The organism is Rahnella ecdela, assembly GCF_019049625.1.
GTDB lineage: Bacteria > Pseudomonadota > Gammaproteobacteria > Enterobacterales > Enterobacteriaceae > Rahnella > Rahnella ecdela.
Genome location: NZ_JAFMOY010000116.1, coordinates 64428 through 85550, shown reverse-complemented (window position 1 = coordinate 85550; position 21123 = coordinate 64428). Strand labels below are relative to the sequence as shown.

17 protein-coding genes are annotated in these 21123 nt (G+C 53.6%); 5 read left to right on the top strand and 12 right to left on the bottom strand.

Going from position 1 to position 21123, the window contains the following annotated elements; translation table 11 throughout:
* Positions 1–87: 87 nt before the first annotated feature.
* Positions 88–1056 (bottom strand): 23S rRNA (adenine(1618)-N(6))-methyltransferase RlmF, encoded by a 969-nt coding sequence (gene rlmF, locus J1784_RS06910; protein ID WP_112287765.1) that lies wholly within the window; start codon positions 1054–1056, stop codon positions 88–90.
* A 206-nt stretch (positions 1057–1262) separates the two neighbouring features.
* Between rlmF and J1784_RS06905 the strand changes: the two genes are divergently transcribed.
* Complete coding sequence (locus J1784_RS06905; protein ID WP_217148564.1) at positions 1263–1892, top strand: flavin reductase family protein; 630 nt, start codon at positions 1263–1265, stop codon at positions 1890–1892.
* 83 nt (positions 1893–1975) lie between these two features.
* Here J1784_RS06905 and J1784_RS06900 read toward each other — a convergent pair whose 3' ends face one another.
* The 4 genes from J1784_RS06900 to dinG all read right to left on the bottom strand — a co-directional run bounded on the left by J1784_RS06900 (position 1976) and on the right by dinG (position 7636).
* Positions 1976–3838: a M3 family metallopeptidase gene (locus tag J1784_RS06900; protein ID WP_217148563.1), complete on the bottom strand. Its 1863-nt coding sequence runs from the start codon at positions 3836–3838 to the stop codon at positions 1976–1978.
* A 112-nt stretch (positions 3839–3950) separates the two neighbouring features.
* Complete coding sequence (locus J1784_RS06895; protein WP_217148562.1) at positions 3951–4292, bottom strand: zinc ribbon domain-containing protein YjdM; 342 nt, start codon at positions 4290–4292, stop codon at positions 3951–3953.
* 162 nt (positions 4293–4454) lie between these two features.
* Positions 4455–5417 (bottom strand): DNA-binding protein YbiB, encoded by a 963-nt coding sequence (gene ybiB, locus J1784_RS06890; RefSeq protein ID WP_217148561.1) that lies wholly within the window; start codon positions 5415–5417, stop codon positions 4455–4457.
* Positions 5418–5461: 44 nt separating this feature from the next.
* Complete coding sequence (dinG, locus tag J1784_RS06885; RefSeq protein ID WP_217148560.1) at positions 5462–7636, bottom strand: ATP-dependent DNA helicase DinG; 2175 nt, start codon at positions 7634–7636, stop codon at positions 5462–5464.
* A gap of 323 nt (positions 7637–7959) precedes the next feature.
* On the opposite strand from dinG, the gene ompC reads away from it, so the two are divergent.
* Both ompC and J1784_RS06875 read left to right on the top strand, forming a co-directional pair.
* Positions 7960–9069, top strand: coding sequence for a porin OmpC (gene ompC / locus J1784_RS06880; protein WP_217148559.1), 1110 nt, complete (start codon positions 7960–7962; stop codon positions 9067–9069).
* A gap of 215 nt (positions 9070–9284) precedes the next feature.
* A complete protein-coding gene (locus J1784_RS06875) occupies positions 9285–10091 on the top strand; it encodes a 5'-nucleotidase, lipoprotein e(P4) family (RefSeq protein WP_120131330.1) in 807 nt (268 codons plus the stop codon).
* A 214-nt stretch (positions 10092–10305) separates the two neighbouring features.
* On the opposite strand, the gene J1784_RS06870 is transcribed toward J1784_RS06875, so the two are convergent.
* The 4 genes from J1784_RS06870 to yieE all read right to left on the bottom strand — a co-directional run bounded on the left by J1784_RS06870 (position 10306) and on the right by yieE (position 14944).
* Positions 10306–11139 carry an ABC transporter ATP-binding protein gene (locus tag J1784_RS06870; protein WP_217148558.1) on the bottom strand — a complete coding sequence of 278 codons (834 nt, stop codon included), beginning with the start codon at positions 11137–11139 and terminating at the stop codon, positions 10306–10308.
* Positions 11139–12221, bottom strand: coding sequence for a FecCD family ABC transporter permease (locus J1784_RS06865; protein WP_112287858.1), 1083 nt, complete (start codon positions 12219–12221; stop codon positions 11139–11141). The genes J1784_RS06870 and J1784_RS06865 overlap by 1 nt, the downstream gene beginning before the upstream one ends.
* Before the next feature lie 243 nt (positions 12222–12464).
* Positions 12465–13940 carry an amino acid permease gene (locus tag J1784_RS06860; RefSeq protein ID WP_217148557.1) on the bottom strand — a complete coding sequence of 492 codons (1476 nt, stop codon included), beginning with the start codon at positions 13938–13940 and terminating at the stop codon, positions 12465–12467.
* Positions 13941–14071: 131 nt separating this feature from the next.
* The gene (gene yieE, locus J1784_RS06855; protein WP_217148556.1) at positions 14072–14944 is read right to left on the bottom strand and encodes a DNA-binding transcriptional regulator YeiE; all 873 of its coding nucleotides are present in this window, start codon (positions 14942–14944) and stop codon (positions 14072–14074) included.
* A gap of 190 nt (positions 14945–15134) precedes the next feature.
* On the opposite strand from yieE, the gene J1784_RS06850 reads away from it, so the two are divergent.
* Both J1784_RS06850 and nfo read left to right on the top strand, forming a co-directional pair.
* Positions 15135–16247: a YeiH family protein gene (locus J1784_RS06850; RefSeq protein WP_238485420.1), complete on the top strand. Its 1113-nt coding sequence runs from the start codon at positions 15135–15137 to the stop codon at positions 16245–16247.
* 90 nt (positions 16248–16337) lie between these two features.
* On the top strand, positions 16338–17204 hold the full coding sequence (gene nfo, locus J1784_RS06845; RefSeq protein ID WP_217148555.1) for a deoxyribonuclease IV: 867 nt from the start codon (positions 16338–16340) through the stop codon (positions 17202–17204).
* A gap of 87 nt (positions 17205–17291) precedes the next feature.
* On the opposite strand, the gene fruA is transcribed toward nfo, so the two are convergent.
* The 3 genes from fruA to fruB are packed head-to-tail and all read right to left on the bottom strand — an operon-like array spanning position 17292 to position 21064.
* A complete protein-coding gene (gene fruA, locus J1784_RS06840; RefSeq protein ID WP_217148554.1) occupies positions 17292–18986 on the bottom strand; it encodes a PTS fructose transporter subunit IIBC in 1695 nt (564 codons plus the stop codon).
* Positions 18987–19001: 15 nt separating this feature from the next.
* Positions 19002–19937 carry a 1-phosphofructokinase gene (gene fruK, locus J1784_RS06835; RefSeq protein WP_056778537.1) on the bottom strand — a complete coding sequence of 312 codons (936 nt, stop codon included), beginning with the start codon at positions 19935–19937 and terminating at the stop codon, positions 19002–19004.
* Positions 19934–21064 carry a fused PTS fructose transporter subunit IIA/HPr protein gene (gene fruB / locus J1784_RS06830; RefSeq protein WP_217148553.1) on the bottom strand — a complete coding sequence of 377 codons (1131 nt, stop codon included), beginning with the start codon at positions 21062–21064 and terminating at the stop codon, positions 19934–19936. The genes fruK and fruB overlap by 4 nt, the downstream gene beginning before the upstream one ends.
* Positions 21065–21123 lie beyond the last annotated feature (59 nt).

The following is a 21123-nucleotide window of genomic DNA, read 5'->3' as shown; positions in this document are numbered from 1 at the left end:
TGAAAAAGAAAGGGGGGCGCGGGAGTATTTTTTTCAGCCTGTTCGCCGTCAGATGAACAGGCTGTAATAAGGCAATTCACATCGTGATCAGACTGACCAGCGCTTGATTGCCCAGCTTTTTTGCTGTGAAGGCGTCAGGAATGTCCAGGCGACAAAACGGCTGATCTTGTTACCGTGAACCATTTCGACAGTGCGGACGTCTGTCGCACCCTCTTCACTCAGCGCGTCATACAGTAACGGCAATGTTGTTTTTTTAGAAACCAGCACCGTGTACCAGAAACAGTTCTGTGCTTTACCGGCACTTTCTTCCGCCATGCGAACCACAAACGCTTCTTCGCCGCCTTCACACCACAATTCGTTGTGCTGACCGCCAAAGTTCAGTTCCGCAGTACCGGCACGACGATCCAGACCCAGATTCTGACGTTTACGCTGACTGCCCGACGCCGCATCCGCCGCCGAAGCATGGAATGGCGGATTACACAGCACCGCATCATAACGCTCGTCATGGCGGATAATGGTGTCGAGAATACGCTGCGGTTTGGCCTGTAAACGGAAACGCACCTGATTGGTCAGCAGCGGATTGGTCGCGACAATTTTCTTGGCCGCAGCCATAGAAACCGCATCAATCTCACTGGCGGTGAAACGCCAGCCATATTCACGCAAGCCGATAATCGGATAAATACAGTTAGCGCCCACACCGATATCCAGCACGGAAATGTCTTTGCCCTGCGGGATCTTGCCATTGTTGCTGCCCGCCAGTAAATCGGCCAGATGGTGAATATAATCCGCACGTCCCGGAATTGGCGGACACAGATAATCTGCCGGAATATCCCAGTTTTCAATCTGATAGCAATCGCGCAGCAAGGCACGGTTCAGGGCTTTTACTGCCTGTGCATTAGCGAAATCAACGGACAAATCGCCCCATTTATTTTCGACAACAAACGGTGCCAGTTCCGGGCTGCTGGCAATCAGGGCCGGGAAATCATAGCGGCTGCGATGACGATTTCGCGGATGAAGACCGCTTTTTTCCTGAGGGAAGACTTTCTTTTTTTCCACCTGAGTGACTCTCCGAAAGGTGTGCGCGACGCATAAAATATGCGATGGGGCGTTTGATAATCATGAATGGCGCACAAGATACCACAAAGCGCCGCCGCCTGCCGGATGCATGCCAAATGAAACGGGCACATAAAAACCGTCAACGCCTGATTAAATCGGGTAATGTACAAATCATAGTCTTTATGAATTATTTGCTGAGGAAAATCATGAGTACTGATGATCGCTATTACTACGAACCGGCCAAAGGCCACGGCCTGCCGCACGATCCTTTAAACGCTATCGTCGGCCCGCGTCCGATTGGCTGGATTTCCTCCCGCAATGCCGCCGGTCAGCGTAATCTGGCCCCTTACAGTTTTTTTAACTGTTTCAATTACCGCCCGCCGATCATTGGTTTTGCCAGCAGCGGCTGGAAAGACAGCGTGGCGAATATTGTGGAAACCGGTGAATTTGTCTGGAATCTGACGACCCGACCGCTGGCGGTGAAAATGAACGAAAGCTCGGCGTCGCTCGAACGTGGCGAAGATGAGTTCGGGTTTGCGGGTCTGACAGCGCAGCCGGGAACGCGGGTCGCCGCCGATCGCGTACTGGAAAGCCCGGTGAATTTTGAGTGCAAACTGACGCAGTGTATTCAGCTGAAAACAGCGGCCGGTAGTGATATCGATACCTGGCTGGTGCTGGGCGAAGTGGTCGCCGTGCATATCGCGCCACATCTGCTGATTGACGGCATTTATCAGACGGCACTGGCCGAGCCGGTATTACGCGCCGGTGGCCCTTCCGCGTACTACGGTATTTCAGAAGATCTGCGCTTTGATCTGGTGCGTCCCGACGCCCGCTGAGTTCAGTCCCCACCTTAAAAAAGCCACCGTGCGATTTACACCGCTGGTGGCTTTTTCATTAAGGGGATTATTTTTTAACGTGGCTATTTATTGTTGTAATTCTGCTCAACGAAATCCGCGAAATCCTGACACATCGCGTCATCACCGTCGGCGCTGTCTGCCAGAATCAGAGCGCCATCTACTACACGGATATGCACATTCAGGTCGAAATCGGCTTCGGGCTGCTCACGTTTTGATGCCAGTTCAATGGTCTGCTGCGCATCCTGCCATGCAGAATCAATCGTCTGATTACACGCCTGCGCCAGATAATCCGGATTAAACCCCTCGCCGGTCAGGCTGCGCAACGTGTCGTCGTGACTGACGCTGTTACCCGGCGTCCAGTAATGCTTCGCCAGATCCGGGCCGATAGCCGGATTATCCGTCAGATAGCCATCGCGTTTAAGGAAAAAGGCGCGGGTCTGTTCCACGGCCATCATTGCCAGCAAATAGCCCTGATAAGAACAGGCGGATTCCATAGAAAGTAAATGCGGGATAGCCAGCGTTGGACGCGGGCTGCCGGTCACGCCAAGAATATGGGTTTCGACATCACGCGCCAGCGCGATCATCGCTTCCGGCGTGCGCTTCTCATCCGGCCACTGATAAAGCTGCCACTCGAAATACGGCACCAGCAAAATGTGACGCTCATTGAACGAACGCATTGGCTGGCGGGCTTCGATACTGGCGCGTATCAGTTCGTCCGGCACCGGCTCACCCTCGGGATTTTTCGCGTAACGTTTCAGCCAGTCGGCGTCTTCGAGCAGGCTGTCACAGAACATGGACTGCGTTTCCGCATACGCCATCGACGTCGGCGGGAATTCCTGTGAGAAGCACGGCGCATTCTGGCGGATATTAGCGAAATGCGCCGCATGTCCCCCTTCATGGAACAACGTGTTCAGGCCGGTCGCGCCGCTGCCAATCTGATCCGGTTTTGCCAGACTGGTAAAGTTAATCACTGCAGGCACCCATTTGCCGTTGTCAAAGAACGGAGGCACCGGCCCGTGCATAAAACCGTTCTCGTATTTACCTTCGCGCACCAGCAAATCCAGCTGCATTTCTGCGCCGTTAAAACCGATATTCAGACGCTTGAAACTGTCAATCCAGCGACGCAGGGAATCAGCGAACGGGAAGTAAGGATCGAGCTGACGGGTAACATCACCGGCGCTGGCGAAACGGATATTCCACGGCAGTAAGGCGGCATCACCTTCGCGCGCCACCAGTTCATTAAGGCTGCGCGTGTTACTTTCACGGGTGCGCTCTTCGAAACGGTCGAGAATAGCGAATAATTGTTCCGGCGACATACGCTCGGTTTTATTCACTTTATAGTCGAAATAGTTGCGGTAACCGAGCTGACGGGCAAAGCGGTTACGCAGGCCGATCAGTTCAGGCAAACCGTTGTGCAGCAGCCACTCTTCCAGCTCACGCAACGCATTTTGGGAACTGCGGCGGTAGGATTCATTTTCGTTGTTGGCCTGGTTGGTCAGCAGTTCGCCCAGAGAGGCATTGACGCGCTCGCCTTTGCTGTTGATGTGGGTCATGCGGTACTGCTTGCGCTTACCAAACAGCACCGATTCGGCCTGAATGATTTCATCCATCAGCGCCTGAGCTTTTGGGTCTTCAATCACATTACAGTCGAAGAAATTCAGCCAGCCACGCAGGCCGTGGAGCAGCGCATCACGCTCGTCACTGGCACTGTGTTTTTCCAGACCGGCGATGGCGTCACGAATTTCCTGCGGACGGGAAGGTTCAGCGATAAAACGTTTATAGGCAGTTTCGGCAGCGGAGAAAGCTTCGGAGACATTTTCATCACCGGTGCCCATGTAGTTTTGCCAGAACAAATTTTCTTTGTCCTGATGCACTTTGAGGTAATCGCGATTGAGGGCGTTAAAGTAGTCCTGAGCCTGTTTCATGTAATCTTCTCTGCTGAATGTTAAAGAGATTTTACATTGAGTGTATGTTCGCAAAGCGGTTATGTCGATATGGCAAAACCGCTTTTGAACGTCAGGCAGGATTGTGCGGAGATCAGTTTTTCTTAACGAACTCTGATTTGAGTTTCATCTGACCAAAACCGTCAATTTTGCAGTCGATGTTGTGATCGCCTTCGACCAGACGGATACCCTTCACTTTGGTACCAATTTTCAGCATCGAAGAACTGCCTTTCACTTTCAGGTCTTTGATTACGGTAACGGAATCGCCATCCGCCAGCAGATTACCGTTGGCATCGACCACTTTGAGCACGTCATCTTCTGCGCCTGTTTCACCGCTCATCGACCAGACATGTCCACATTCTGGACAGTTAAGCATTTCACCGTCCTGCCAGGTGAATTCGGACTGACACGTCGGGCAAGCTGGCAACGTTTCCATATTTAAATCTCCCTAAAACTTTATAAAAAAACGAATGAAATCAGTAAATAGACTTCGTAGTTCTTATATTTTAGCCTTTAACCACACTTTTGAACAGGATAATGGGGGTTTTGCTCCCTCCCCTTCGCAGGCGAGGGAGTGGATCGCGTTCGCAAAACGAAATCAGAAAATCTGATCCACAATCATTTTTGCTTCGGCCATATCGCTGCAAACTTCTGCAGCGACCAGACAACACGCCATTTGCGAGAGGATGGCCTGCGGAACAGCGCGTTCACCTTTCAGGCATTCGTGAATGTAGTTGACGGTCGTTTCGACGTCTTTGGCAGCAGGCACGTCCGCAGCAAAAATCTCTTCTTTGTCTGCCAGTACGCTCAGGTCGCCAGCGGCGATAAAGTGCGTCTGCGGGAAACGTGACGGATTCGCGTAAACCTCTCCTTCCGTTCCCTGCGTCAGCAAAGCGCGACCGTCAATCTGGCGGAAGAACGAGGAAACGCGCTGGATATACTCGGGATGGGAAACGCTCGATAAACGCAGCGCATCCTGCCCGATGAAAGGCGTGATGAGCTTCGCCAGCGTGTGGCTGCTGTTACGCACGCCCATCTGCCAGCGCAGCCCCAGTTGTTTTTCTATCGGTGCGCACATCACCGAAATGGGCACAAAGACCGGACCGTTTCCGGCATCCAGCAACTGCTGTGCCTGTTGCGGGTTTTGAGCCGCTTCGATGCCTAATGCGCGGAAAATCTCCGCGCTGGTGATACGGGTCGGATCTTCGTCAACGCCATGCACCACGACCGGCAAACCAAGACGGCTAAGCAGGATCGCCAGCAACGGCGTGAGATTCGCCTGTTTGCGCGCGCCGTTATAGGTGGGGATCACCACCGGCAGCGGACGATTTTCCGGTGCCTTCAAACGCATAACGCGTTCTTCCATCGCGGCATAAAAGCCGAGCATCTCTTCTTCCGCTTCGCCTTTAATACGAAACGCAATCAGCAGCGCACCCAGCTGTAAATCCGGCACTTCGCCGGCCAGAATATCGCGGTATAACGCAAGCGACTGCTCACGGTCCAAATCACGGGCGTGATTTTTTCCACGTCCCACTTCTTTGATGAGTTTGGTGTAATCCATCGTAGCGTGACCTTCTCTGTGTAATGACTTTTCTTCAGGAATAATTATCGTCTGCGGGCGCGACGGCGTACCGGATCTTTCTTTGCCGTTTTCAGGATATCCGGGCGTTTCACCGAACCGGGCGCAGGCATTTCGCGATGTTCAATTGGAAACACCGGTAATGCCGCGAGCAGGCGTGAACCGTAACTTTTGGTCAGCAGCCGCTTGTCATAAATGACGATTTCGCCTGTACATTCATGACTGCGGATCAGACGCCCGACCTGCTGGATCAGATTGAATGACGCGCTCGGTAAACTTTGCACTTCAAACGGATAGCGTTTCAGCGTTTTCAGCCACTCGCCTTCGGTGAGGATCACCGGACTGTCGATCGGCGGGAAAGCAATTTTATGGATATGCACCTGCGTCAGTAATTCACCTTTCAGATCTAGCCCTTCGGCAAATGATTGCAGGCCAATCAGCACGCTGGTGGTGCCTGCGGCAACGCGCTTGCGGTGTTCCTCGACCAACCGGTAACGGGGCTGATCGCCCTGCACCAGCAGCATCAGGCGTAAATCCGGCAGCAAAGAGACAAACTGCTGCAATGCGCGGTTACTGGCGAACAGCACCAGCTGGCCGGTGTGCTGCCCTTTTGCCAGCTCGGCGCGGAAGAAATCGGCCATTTCCTGCAAATGCGCAGCTTCGTTGGCCATCAGCGGCTCAAGCGTCATTTGCGGGATCACCAGTTTCCCCTGCGTAACATGACTGAACGGCGAATCCAGGCTAACGAAAAGGTCACCGGCTTTTTCCGTCAGGCCGGTCATTTCCTGCAAACGGGAAAAACTGTTCAGCGAGCGCAGCGTCGCAGACGTAATCACCACATGCGGCACTTTGCGCCACAGCATTTTTTCCAGCTGTTCGCTCACGCGGATCCCCGCGCAATGGAACACCAGATGCGTCTGATTATCGAAATAAGTGCGCGTCACCCATTTGCCAATCGGCGCGTTGGAGGCTTTATCCAGCGCCGCCAGCCGCCACAGTTTGCTCATGGTTTCGAGATAACCCTGCATCCGGCTCATATGCAAAATCGCCCGGTGCAGACGCATAATGTCGTGTTTGCCGGTCTTTTCGCTGAGATCATTCACCATGTATTCCGCCAGACTGCGCAGACCATCGGTGAGTTTGAACAGGCGGCTGCACTGTTCTGTCAGTTCCGGCGGCAATAACCCCAGCTCGAAACGGTATTCAGCTTCCGGTTCATCAGGGGGTAAATACTGGCCAACGGTTTGTTCAATCGAAAGCAGCAACTCGCGCATTTCTGCACAGTGATTATGCAGACGCTCGGCGTTGGTCAGCGGCGGCGGATTTTTGGGTGTAAACAGCGCCAGACATTGCTCAATCTGACGCACAAAATTGTCGAGTTGCAGGTTGTTCCACATCGCGGTGATTTCAGCATCGACTTCCAGCGCGTCGCGCGCCACTTCCGGCAGATGATGTCCTTCGTCGAGCACCAGCAGCAAATCTTTCGCAGGCGGCAACACGGATTCTGATTCCAGCGCCGCCATCACCAGCGCGTGGTTGGTGACCACCACATCAGCACTTTCAATCTCTTTTCGCGCCACGAAATACGGGCATTCGCGAAAATAATGGCAGTTACGGCTCAGGCAATTGGCTTTGTCTGTGCTGATTTTCATCCACAGCGGATCGTCGATGGTTTTCTGATAGTGATCGCGTAAACCGTCCCACTCGTAGCGTGACAGCGCGGTTTCCAGCGTTTTACACAGTTTCTGTTCTTCGCCGCTGGAAGGCGCCAGTTCGTCACCGAGAAATAATCCCAGATCGCCCTGCGCATTTTCATTGCTCATCGCCGCCAGATTTCGCGGACACACATAACGCCCGCGACCAAAAGCGCCGGTAAATTTCAGGTCAGGAATGATTTTTTTCAGCAGCGGTAAATCTTTGCTGAAAATCTGATCCTGTAACGCCACGTTCGCCGTGCTGACGATGAGTGGTTTTTCTTCCTCGCGGCTGACCGCAATGCCGGGAATGAGATAGGACAGCGTTTTCCCGACGCCGGTGGGCGCTTCGATGGCCAGATGCCGTGCAGAATCTCCCGAGAATGCTTTCGCCACCTCTGCAATCATCTGACGTTGCGGAGCGCGGGAAATGAAATCCGGGATTTGCTGTTGCAGGGCTTTGTACCACTGGCTTATCTGATTTTTTACTGCGGGGGAAAGCGCCATGCATCTCTTTTTTTGTTGTAAGTGAGACAGGAATGTCCCGTCTATTGTCCCACAGACCGGCTTCTGGCGCAGCCCGAAATCGTGGTTAAGGGCATTTCCTGTGGTTTAAATTTATGCAGAAAAAAAGGAGGACGTGTAAAAAAAGAAAAAGTTCATTTCTGACTGTCATAAATTGATCACAAATATACGGTAAAAAACTCTCGCTGAGAAAAATCCGAGTCCATACGGAATGCACAGCAAAAATGATGAACAGCGTCTTTTCAAAAGACTTCATATAAAGCTTTATTGAAAAGCTTTTAATAAAGAATGCAGGGTAAAAATTCATGAAACGTAATATTCTGGCACTTTTAATTCCTGGTTTATTGATTGCATCAGGCGCACACGCAGCGGAAGTTTATAATAAAGACGGCAATAAACTGGACCTGTACGGGAAAGTAAAAGGTCTGCATTATTTCTCTGACTCTGCCAGCAATGATGGCGACCAGAGTTATGTGCGTTTCGGTTTTAAAGGCCAGACCCAAATTAATGACCTGATCACCGGCTACGGCCAGTGGGAATATAACGTCATGGCTAACCATGCTGAATCTGACAGCAAAACGCCAAGCACCACCGGCACCAAAACCCGTCTGGGCTTTGCCGGTCTGAAGTTCGGCCAATACGGTTCATTCGACTATGGCCGTAACTACGGCGCACTGTACGACGTTGAAGCCTGGACCGATATGTTCCCAGAATTCGGCGGCGACGGTTACACCAAAGCTGACCGCTTCATGACGGGTCGCGCAAACGGTGTGGCCACCTACCGTAACCGCGGTTTCTTCGGCCTGGTTGATGGTCTGAACGTTGCCGTTCAGTATCAGGGCAAAAACGAAAACGACGGCCGCGGCAGCAGCACGGCCAACGGCGACGGTTATTCACTGTCTACCACTTACGCTTTGGGTGATACCGGCGTGAGCTTCGGCGGCGCGTATGCGTCATCTGACCGCACCACGGCTCAGAGTAATTCCACTTACGGCAAAGGCGATAAAGCTGACGCATGGACTGGCGGCATGAAATATGACGCAAACGGCGTTTATTTAGCCGCCATGTATGCTGAAACGCGTAATATGCTGGCCATTACCGTTCCTGGCGGAATTGCAGGCGCACCGGCGGGCAGCGGTTTTGCAAATAAAACCCAAACCTTCGAAGCAGTTGCACAATATCAGTTTGAAAATGGCCTGCGCCCTTCACTGGGTTATGTCCAGACTAAAGCAAAAGATATTGAAAATATCGGCGATACTGACCTGGTTAAATATGTTGACGTAGCAGCAACCTATTATTTCAACAAAAACATGTCTGCATATGTTGATTATAAAATCAACCAACTGTCCGACGATAATAAACTGGCTCTGAACAACGACGACATCACTGCCGTTGGTCTGGTCTATCAGTTCTAAAAATCGGTTCTAATAAGAAGCGCTTTACCACCTCATTATTATTCTCTGTCTTGAAATTCTTCGGCCGGACTCACCCTCCGGCCCTTTTTATTGGTACCATTTTTCGATACATCTCGCGTAACCTGCCATTTCCCCTTCCACACCCCGCTGAATCTGCTACAGTTTTAACGATTTTCATGAATGCGAATCTTTCTTAACAAGCATAGGGATGACCAATGAATAAAATTTCGCTTTGCACCACCAGTGCCTTAATCATGCTGGCCCTCAGCGGCTGTGCGCAGCAAAAACCGGATGCCCAACAGAAACTGAACGATCAGTCGGTGATGGCGCTGAACTGGTTCCAGCAATCTGGCGAATATCAGGCGCTGGCCTATCAGGCATTCAACACGGCGAAGATGGCGTTTGATAACGCCCAGCCGCTGGCAGGACAGAAGAAAGCCGTCGTCGTCGATCTTGATGAAACCATGCTTGATAACAGCGCGTACAGTGCGTGGCAGGTGAAAGCGAATAAGCCATTCGACAGCAAAACCTGGTCCCAGTGGACGGCAGCCCGTCAGGCTACAGCCGTGCCCGGCGCGGTTGAATTTGCTAATTACGTCAACACCCACGGCGGCACGATGTTCTACGTGTCTAACCGTAAAACCAGCGAATACGCCGCGACACTCGACAACATGAACCGCCTGGGCTTTACCGGCGCCAATGAAAAAACCATGTTGTTGAGTTCAGATACCTCAAACAAACAGGCCCGTTTCGATTCCATTAAAGCCGCGGGTTATCACGTGGTGATTTACATCGGTGACAACCTGAATGACTTTGGTTCCGCGACTTATCATCAGGGCAACGAACAACGCCGCGCGTTTGTGAATCAGAACCACCAGCACTTCGGCACGCAATATATCGTGCTGCCAAATCCGCTGTATGGCGACTGGGAAAGTGGTCTGGCGAAGGATTACAACAAGCTAACACCTGAGCAAAAACTGAATGCGCGGGATCAGAATCTGAAGGCGTGGAACGGGAAATAGGCTTTTAGAAAGCTGACAAATCTTTCACTTGCAGCGAGGGCTTGATCGAGAATATTTCGGTTTTTTTAAGCGCAGCGATCACTTATCGCGCTGCGCCGAAACCGACCAGAGGGGAAGGCGGCGACAGGCCGCCCCCCAAGTCGGTGTGGGCCGACGCCCACGACCTTGAATTTGAATTTGAATTTAAAGCCCGTGTGGGTGGCAACCCACAAAATTACCCAATATCCCCTACCAGCCCGTCAATCAAAATCTGCGGTGTCCCCTGCGAGCAACGCTCAATCCGCCCCCGTACGCCGTAAACACGTGCCAGACTTTCAGGGGTGATCACGTTTTCCGGTTCTCCATCGGCAATCAGATTGCCGTCTTTGAGCATCAGCACGCGGTCGCCGTGGCGCAGGGCGATATTGATGTCATGCACAACGACTACGGTGACAATATTGCGCTTCTGCGTTTCCTTGCGGACCAGATCCATGACGTGAAACTGGTAGTTAAGATCGAGTGCACTGAGCGGTTCATCGAGCAGCAGTAATGAAGGCTGGCGGATCAGCGATTGCGCCAGGCCGACCAGCTGTTTCTGGCCGCCGGAAAGCTGATCGAGATAACTTAGCGCCAGATGCTCGATACCCAGCTGACGCAGCAGCGTCATCACTTTATCGGTGCCTTGCGAAGCTTTTCCCTTACCGCCGGATGCCCGCTGCGCCACGATAATAGATTCCAGCACATGCAGATGCACACCCGCTGGCAAGGTTTGCGGAAGATAAACGACCTGTTCGGCACGACGGGCAAAAGGCATCGGCATTAAGTCATGGCCGTCGAGCAGCAACTGCCCTTGAGCGCGGTTAAGCCCGGCGAGTGAGCGCAGTAATGTCGATTTACCGCTGCCGTTTGGCCCGAGCAGCACGGTGATTTTACCACGCGGCAACATAGGGACATTAAGATTGCGGATGACATGACGCTTCGGGTAGCCCGCGTTGAAATCGCGGATTTGCAGCCCCTGCGTGGCGGCATTCAATAAATCTTCAGTTTGAGTTTCGAGCATTGCTGACATCAGACGTTCCCGCGGTGACGAAGAATAATACTCAGGAAGAACGGCACGCCGACCAGCGAGGTGACGATCCCCACCGGAATGATGACGCCCGGCACCAGATTTTTAGAGGCCACCGACGCCATTGAAAGCACCAGCGCGCCAATCAGCGCGCTGGCTGGCAGATAAAAACGGTGATCTTCACCGAACATCAGACGGGCGATGTGCGGCGCCACCAGACCGATGAAACCAATCGGGCCGACAAAGGCCACCGCCAGTGCGGAAAGAATACTGATGCGCAGCAAGGTGCCGAGGCGCAAACGGCGCACGTCGATACCAAAGCTTACCGCGCGATCTTCGCCCAGACGCAGCGCCGTCAGCTTCCACGCGCTCATCATCGACCACGGCAACAGAACCAGGAATGCCAGCAGCATTACGCCCAGTTTCACCCACGACGCACGCGCCAGACTGCCCATCGTCCAGAAAACCAGCCCCTGTAAGGTGTCTTCGGTGGCGATAAACTGCATCAGTGAAACCAGTGCATTGAAGGTAAATACCAGCGCAATACCAAACAGCACCACGCCGGAACTGGCGACACGTGTCCAGCGGGTGATGCCATCAAGCATCAGGGCGGCCAGCAAGGCAAAAATAAAGGCGTTAGCAGAGATAAACCACTGATCGGGAATACCCGGAATACCAATACCCAGCACAATCGCCAGCGCTGCACCGAACGCCGCAGCAGAAGATACGCCCAGTGTAAACGGACTGGCCAGCGGGTTATTCAGGATGGTCTGCATTTCCGCACCGGCAAGACCCAGCGACATGCCTACCGCCACCGCCATCAGCGCGTAAGGCAACCGGATATCCCAGACAATCACGCGCGTCCCCGGATCGGCTGCTGCCGCATCAAACAGGGTTTTCCACAGCGTACCGAGCGACAACCCCGAAGGTCCCATAATGAAATCAATCACCAGCGAGACGACGATCGCCAGCACGAGGACCAGCATGATTAACAGACGGCGGCGTACGATATTCTGGTATCGCCCCATCACGCCGTCCGGGGCGTTGCCTTTCACCGCCAGCGCGGGTTCGGTAGTTGCACTCATTTTCGCTTCAATCTCATTAAGTTAAAAACTTACGGCGGGAACAGATATTCTGCTATTCCCAAAGAAAGGGAACAAATGATAATAATTATCAATGTATTTTGCAAAACCTATCAGACGCAGACATTAAACGCAGCGGTAACAAAGCATGATGTTTTCTGCTCTCCTTTACTGAATCGCAGGCATAAAAAAGCGGAGTCTGAGCTCCGCTTTTCAACGATATGAATATCTCCAAAACCCAGCCGGTTACTTATCGACGTGATCCGGGAATTCCATTTCGCTGTATTTCACCACTTTAGTGCCTTTGGTCAGCTTGTAGCCGAACCAGATGGTCAGGAACAACGGCAGGCCGATGTAAGTCGCCGCCACGCCATACCAGTCAATGGTGTCTTTCATAAACGCCTGATAGTTTTGCCCCAGCGTAATGATCAGACACAAAACAAAGGCGAAGATCGGACCGAACGGGAAGAAGCCAGAAAGGTAAGGCAGTCTCTTCAGGTCACGCCCTTGTGAAACATAACCACGACGGAAGCGGTAATGGCTGACAGCAATGCCGAGCCAGGCGATAAAGCCGGTCATACCCGAGGTGTTCAGCAGCCACAGGTAAACGGTCTGATTACCAAACATTGAGCTCAGGAAGCACAACGCCGCCACAATCGTGGTCGCATACAGTGCGTTACGTGGCACCCCGCCTTTCGACAGTTTGGCGAACATGCGTGGCGCTTTGCCTTCGCTTGCCAGCGTAAACAGCATACGGGTAGAGGCGTACATCCCGGAGTTACCGGCTGACAGCACGGCTGTCAGGATAACCGCATTCATCACCGCCGCAGCGGACAGCAGACCGGCATTGCGGAACACCAGCGTGAACGGGCTGACCGAGATATCGCCGACTTCGTTACGCAGCAGATTCGGATCGGTATAAGGAATGATCAGGCTGATCACCAGGATCGCCAGAATATAGAACAGCAGGATACGCCAGAATACCTGACGAACCGCACGCGGGATGTTTTTGCCCGGGTTTTCAGATTCACCGGCTGCAACGCCAATCAGTTCAGTACCCTGGAAGGAGAAGCCGACTATCATCGCCACGCCTATCATCGAGGCAAAACCGCCCGCAAATGGCGCATCGCCGATAGCCCAGTTATGCCAGCCAGCCGTTTCGCCGCCGCGCATAATGCCGGTGATCATCAGCACGCTCACGGCGATAAAGATGATGACGGTGACCACTTTGATCAGCGAGAACCAGTATTCTGCTTCGCCGAAACCGCGAACAGAGATGTAGTTCAGCAGGAAAATCAGGCCAAGGAACAAGGCGCTCCAGATCCAGCCCGGCGTGTCCGGGAACCAGTAGTTCATCACCAGTTGTGAGGCAACCAGGTCAACCGCGATGGTGACTGCCCAGTTGTACCAGTAGTTCCAGCCGAGTGCGAAACCGAAGCCTTCCTCAACATAACGGGAACCGTATGTGGAGAATGAGCCGGATACCGGCATGAACGCCGCCAGTTCACCGAGACTGGTCATCAGGAAGTAAACCATGATGCCAATTAATGCGTAGGAGAGCAGCGCGCCACCCGGCCCTGCCTGTGAAACGGTCGCACCAGATGCGACGAATAAACCCGTACCAATTGAACCGCCGATGGCGATCATCGTTAAGTGACGTGCCTTCAGCTCGCGACGCAGTGTGGGTGCCACCTGCGTATTTTTTGTAGGTTGTTGAGCCATTTTTACCCTATATCCGCTCGTCATGTGGAAATTTAAGCGCGGATTGTAGCAAAACCTGCCGCTCTGAATAGCAGGAACGACCTGTTATAAGACACCTTCATAACAGGCCGTCGATCATTAGCGAAAGACCGTTATAGGGCTTCGCGGCAATAGGTCAGAAAGCGCGATAAGGCACCGGAAATGTGTTTCTGGCGATGATGTATAAGGTAAAGTTTGCGCACCAGCGGCGCGACCGGCAGGCGGATTTCCACCAGCGAACCGCTGGCCAGCTGCTCCGCAATCACCCGTCGTGAAAGACAACTGATACCGATTCCGTGACGCACGGCATGCTTGATGGCTTCAGAATTGCCCAGCTCCATCACCAGATTAAAATCGGGCAACTGCGGCAACAGCAGGTGATCGAGTACTTCGCGTGTACCGGAACCACGCTCACGCAAGATCCACGGTTCACGCGCCAGCGATTCGAGGGAAACAACCTGCCCCGCCAGCGGATTTTCGGGGGCAACGAACACCACCAGTTCATCGTCCAGCCAGGGCTGAGTGATCAGCTCCGGCATCTGACACGGGCCTTCGATAAGCCCCAGATCGACACGAAAATCGGCCACCGCATTGATGACGTCGTTAGTGTTGCCGACATTCAGTTCCAGCGGCGTATCAGGGAAATCCAGCCGGTAACCGGCAATCATCGCCGGAAGCATGTAATTGCCGATGGTGCTGCTGGCCCCAATGCGCAGCGAACCGTTATCCTGATTAAACAGACGCTCTATTTCCCCCGCCTGTTCCAGCAATGCCAGCGCTTTCGGGTACAGCAAACGCCCATGCTCATTAATTACCAGACGCTTTCCGACACGGTCAAATAACTGCACGCCGAGCTGCCCTTCGATATCGGCCAGCGCCGCGCTGACCGCCGATTGTGATAATGAAAGCACAACCGACGCCTGCGTGGTCGAACCGCTTTTCAGCACCTCGGCGAAAACTTCAAGTTGTCGCAATGTTATGTGCATAAATGTCCCGCTGTTCTCATGCGCCTGACTGCACGCTTGTTCTTTTTAGTATAGACCCTCGCCTTGCAGGTCTCTTTTGAATGAATTCTTTATACCAGTTTTTCAGATAGGTTATAAAGTTATAATCTATTTCATTTTTATATAAGCGCAGCGTAGCCTTATGTCATCACTCCTGAACGAGGAACGGACGATGACCCAATTTTCACTGCATAAAAGCGACGCGCTTAAACATGATGTTGACCAGCCTGCGCTGCAAAAACGGGGCGGTTACAGCCGCCTGCTCCCTGGCCTGGCACTGACCGGCGCCATTACCGGACTGGCGGTCTGGTTAAGCAATTTCCCGGCCCTGAGCCATCTCGGTCTGAGCGCGCTCACGCTGGCGATTGTCATCGGCATGGTGGTCGGCAACACGGTTTATCCAGCCGCAAAGCCCTGGTGCGACAGCGGTGTCTCGCTGGCAAAACAGCGTCTGCTGCGCCTGGGGATTATCCTCTACGGTATGCGCCTGACGTTCGCGCAAATCGCTGATGTCGGCGCAACCGGCATTCTGATTGACGCCATGATGTTGTGCTCCACCTTCGCCCTTGCCTGCTGGCTCGGGCAACGGGTGTTTAAATTAGACCGCGATACATCGATGCTGATTGGCGCAGGTAGCAGTATCTGTGGGGCAGCCGCCGTAATGGCGACGGAACCGGTGCTGGATGCCAAAGCGGAAAAAGTCACCGTCGCGGTAGCCACAGTGGTTATCTTCGGGACAACGGCCATCTTCCTCTATCCGTGGTTATGGCATCTGAATGAGCAATATCACTGGCTGAGTTTCACCGCGTCACAGTTTGGGATTTACACCGGTTCGACAGTGCATGAAGTCGCGCAGGTCGTGGCCGCCGGTCAGGGTGTCAGCCCGGATGCTGAAAATGCCGCGGTGATCGCCAAGATGATCCGCGTCATGATGCTGGCGCCGTTCCTGCTGCTGCTCTCTGGCTGGAAATCCCGCCGCGAAGTTCAGCAAGGCGGCCAGAATGCCGGTCTGCGCAATATCACTATTCCGTGGTTTGCCCTGCTGTTTATTCTGGTGGCAGCGTTCAATTCGCTGAATATTCTGCCGCACAGCTGGATACCGCCGCTGATTACGCTTGATACCGTGTTACTGGCGATGGCGATGGCGGCGCTCGGGCTGACAACGCACATGAGCGCGCTGCGTCAGGCGGGGCTGAAACCGATGCTGCTGGCGGCAATCCTGTTCATCTGGCTGATTGTCGGCGGTGCCGGTATCAACCAGCTGGTTCAGCACATTTTTAGCTGATGTTGCGGCTTTTAACACTCCGATGCTGCGCCTCCTGTCCGGAGGCGCTATCATTCGTTGATAAACGCGATGAATAACTGAGGAGCAAAAATGAAGTTTGTGGGAGCACACGTCAGTGCAGCCGGTGGTGTCGATCAGGCGGTATTGCGCGCACATGAGCTGGAAGCCACGGCTTTTGCGCTTTTCACCAAGAATCAGCGTCAGTGGAAAGCCGCGCCATTGCCGGAAGATGTGATTGAAAAATTCAAACTGGCTTGTGAAAAATACGGCTATAAAAGCAACCAGATTTTACCGCATGACAGTTATCTGATTAACCTCGGGCATCCGGTGACTGAAGCGCTGGAAAAATCCCGCGAAGCATTCCTTGATGAATTACAGCGCTGCGAGCAGCTGGGTTTGTCGCTGCTGAACTTCCATCCTGGCAGCCATCTGATGCAAATCGAGGAAGATAAATGCCTCGAACTGATTTCTGAATCACTGAATATTGCTCTGGATAAAACCAAAGGCGTCACTGCCGTTATCGAAAACACTGCCGGTCAGGGCAGCAATCTCGGTTTCCGCTTTGAGCATCTGGCGAAAATTATCGACGGTGTGGAAGATAAAAGCCGCGTCGGTGTCTGCATCGATACCTGCCACGCATTCGCCGCAGGTTATGACCTGCGTACCGTGGAAGAATGCGAGAGAACCTTCAAACATTTCGAAGAGGTAGTCGGTTTTAAATATCTGCGCGGTATGCACCTGAACGACGCGAAAAGCGAATTCAACAGCCGTGTCGACCGCCATCACAGCCTCGGTGAAGGCAATATCGGCAATACCGTGTTCAGCTGGATGATGAAAGATGCGCGTTTCGATGGCATCCCGATGATCCTCGAAACGGTCAATCCGGATATCTGGAAAGATGAAATTGCCTGGCTGAAAGCACAACAGACAGCGGATAACGACGAAGCAGCGGCATAAACCCGCCCGCCCCCTTCGCGCAGGGCGCAGCAATAAAAAAGGCGCGACATTCACATGTCGCGCCTTTTTGTTTTTATCAATTTACTGTTATGCAGCTTTCGCGGCTAACGCAGCATCTGAACGTTTCAGAACCGCGTAAGCACCGCCTGCCAGAACCGTACCGGCGATAATCGCCACCAGATAACCGAGAACCGGTGTGATAGCACCAGGGATCAGCAGAACGAACAGGCCACCGTGTGGTGCCATCAGTTGCGCGTGGAATGCCATCGACAGAGCACCGGTCAGCGCGCCACCCGCGATACAGCATGGCAGAACACGCATCGGGTCACGGGCTGCGAACGGAATCGCACCTTCAGAGATAAAGCACAGTCCCAACACCAGCGCGGCTTTACCACCTTCACGTTCACTTTGCTCAAACTTATGACGCGCCAGCAATGTTGCCAGCCCCATCGCCAGCGGTGGAACCATACCCGCAGCCATGATAGCGGCCATTGGTGCGTAGACGGAGGAACTCAACAGTGCCACGCCGAACGCGTAAGCGGCTTTGTTCACCGGGCCACCCATGTCGGTACACATCATTGCACCCAGGATTGCGCCAAGCAGAACCGCATTCGCTGTACCCAGAGATTGCAACCATGCTGTCAGACCCGCCATGATTTTAGCGACCGGCGTACCAACCACATAAATCATCACCAGACCGGTAATCAGACTCGCAACCAGCGGAATAATCAGGATAGGTTTCAGCGCTTCCATACTTTGCGGTAATTTCAGCTTACCGCTGATGGCTTTCGCCACATAACCCGCCAGGAAACCGGCAATAATACCGCCGAGGAAACCGGCACCCGTGCTCACTGCCAGCATGCCACCGATAAGACCCGGCGTAAGACCCGGACGGTCAGCGATGGAGAAGGCAATAAAACCGGCCAGAACCGGCACCATCAGCGCGAAAGCAGAAGCGCCACCGATTTGCATCAGCGCAGCGGCCAGCGTGCCTTTCACTTCAAAGGCTTTGATACCGAAAACAAATGACAGCGCGATACAAAGCCCCCCCGCAACCACCATTGGCAGCATGTAAGACACGCCGGTCAGGAGGTGACGGTACGGGCCTGCGCCGCCCGCTTCTTTCTTCTTAATGCCAGATGCTGCACCCTGCGCCGCAGGCTGGAAAAGCTCAGCTTCGACCAGTGCTTTGTCCAGTTCCTGTTTGGTCTTTTTCAGTGCCAGACCGGTAGAGGTGCGGTACATCGGCTTACCGGCAAATTTCGCCAGATCCACTTCGATGTCAGCCGCGACGATCACCAGATCGGCCGCTGCAACTTCTTCTGGTGTAATGGCATTGCCTGCGCCCACGGAACCGCGGGTTTCAACCTTGACCCACCAGCCACGTTTTTTCGCTTCGCTTTCAATCGCTTCAGCTGCCATAAAGGTGTGTGCAACACCGGTCGGACAAGCTGTGATAGCAACGATACGTTTCGGACCGCCCGCCGCAGGAGCGGCTGCTGCCGCAACCGGTGCGACATAAGGTTTGGCTTCGGTCAGCGCACGTTGCAGGAAGGACTGCGGATCACGCACGGCATCCGCCACATCGCCGGTGTAAATATTTTTGCCGGTCAGAGCGGCGTCGTTTGGCACAGTTTCACCGGCAACAATGACGATTTCAGCGTCAGCAGCCTGTTCAACGACCTGATGCCCTGCTTTCACAGCAGCGGCAGCAAGCAAATTTTTCGCCAGATGGCTGCGAGCCTGTCCGAGCGAACTGTCTATCATCAGCAGCGTTTTCATTCTGCCTCCTGCGGATTAAAAGGGTTTCAGGTCAACACGGGCCATCATCGCCGCGAGCTGCGGACGATCGGTGACACCGACATTACTCTGGCTCACAGCCAGGGCGGCAACAGCCGTTGCCAGTCGCAGCGTATGTTCACTGGATTCACGCATCAGCAAGCCGTAGATCAGGCCACCGACCATGGAATCACCGGCACCGACCGTGCTGACGACTTCACAAGCTGGCGGTTTGGCAATCCACGCACCGGATGCGTTAACCCACAAGGCACCTTCAGCACCCAGTGAAATCACCACGTGGGCAATGCCCTGATCACGCAAAGCGTGCGCAGCTTCGACCACATCGCTCAGTTCCGGCAGTTTACGACCAGCCCAGATTTCCAGTTCGCGGCGGTTTGGTTTTACCAGCCACGGCGCCGCTTTCAGACCGGCCACCAGTGCTTCACGGCTGCTGTCAAAGATGATGCAGGGACACTGCGCACGCAGGCGTTTCATCCAGTCGGTGAATGCGTCAGGATCAACGCCCGCTGGCAGACTTCCGCTGACAGCAACCATGTCGAACTGGCCCAGCCATGAGAGAGAATCCGTGACGAAACGTTCCCAGTCGGCAGGCGTTACGTTAAAACCGGAGAAGTTGAAGTCGCTGACTTCGCCGTCTTTTTCGGTCAGTTTCACGTTGATACGGGTACGGCCATTCACCACCTGGAAGCGGTTGGCGATGCCGAGATCGCTGAATAACAGCTGGAATCCGTCCTGATTTTCTTTACCGAGGAAACCACCCACGGTGACGTCGATGCCGAGATCTTTCAGCACTTTCGCAACGTTGATGCCTTTACCGGCGGCGTGCAAACCGGTGGTTTGCACCAGATTCACTTCACCTCGTTCGATTTCAGGCACATAGCCCACTAAATCGTACGCAGGGTTTAAGGTAATTGTGGCGACTCTGCGGCTCATGCGCCCTCCCCAAGACCTTCGGCAATGGCTTCACCGATGGTTTTCAGTGCAAGTTCTGCATCTTCACCGCTGGCGGTAAAGCGCAGGTGATGACCTTTTTTCACGCCCAGCGCCACGACTTTCATCAGGCTGCGGCCGTTGGCAGGTTTACCGCTGCCATCAAGATTCGTTACTGTGATTTCGCTGCTGAACTGTTTGATAACGTTGACCAAAGCTGTACCAGGACGTGCATGCAAACCGTGTTCGTTACGGATAACGTATTCCGCAGTCAGCACGTTAGCTTGTTCTTCGACTTCGCTGGTCAGCAGTGCCAGCACACCCACAGGGTCTGCCGTCAGCAAACGTTCAGCTTTGTTGGCAATCAGCAAATCACTGAGGTAATTCAGCACATTGAGCGGCTGGTCATCTGCCACTGAAATCGTCAGCAGCATGGCAACTTTTTCGCCTTCCAGATCAAACCCCTGCTGAGCACGACTTACGGTAGCCGCACTTTTCAGGTTGCCTTCGGTGCTGTCGCTCAGCCAGATACCCTGCCCGAGGTTCAGCGGTTTACGGCTGATTACGTCGCTGACAAAAGCGGTGTCCACGGCGCCAATCTCTTTCAGGCGACCTGCGTTCAGCGCCTGTAAGGTGATCAGGTTTTCGGCGGCCACATCGACGGCGATCAGCTGAGTATCAAACAGGAATTCAGCGGCATTTTTCTCGCCCATCAGCAGGCTGCGTAATTCTTCAGCTGAATCTGTTTTTGCCAGGCGGTCGGCCACGCTGTCGTCACTTAAGACGTGCGTCAGCTGACGCAGTAAACCGAGGTGTTCGTCAGAACGTGCGGCAATACCGATAACCACATATGCGGTCTGGCCTTCGCCCCACGCAATACCCTGCGGGAACTGGAAAACCTGAACGCCGGTATCGAGCACCAGATCACGTGTATCGGTCGTGCCGTGAGGGATAGCGATGCCATTGCCCAGATAAGTAGAAGTTTGCAGCTCGCGCGCTAACATGCCGTCTACATAGCCTTCGCTGACGCGACCCGCTTGCGTCAGTGCTGCTGCAACCTGGCGAATTGCTTCCTGCTTATCGCTAGCAGCCGCACCGAGATGAATATCTTGCTGTGACAGTTGGAACATAATTCTCCTCTCCTGCTGAAATTGAATCGTTTCAGCTTTACTGAGAAAAAAGGAGCGCC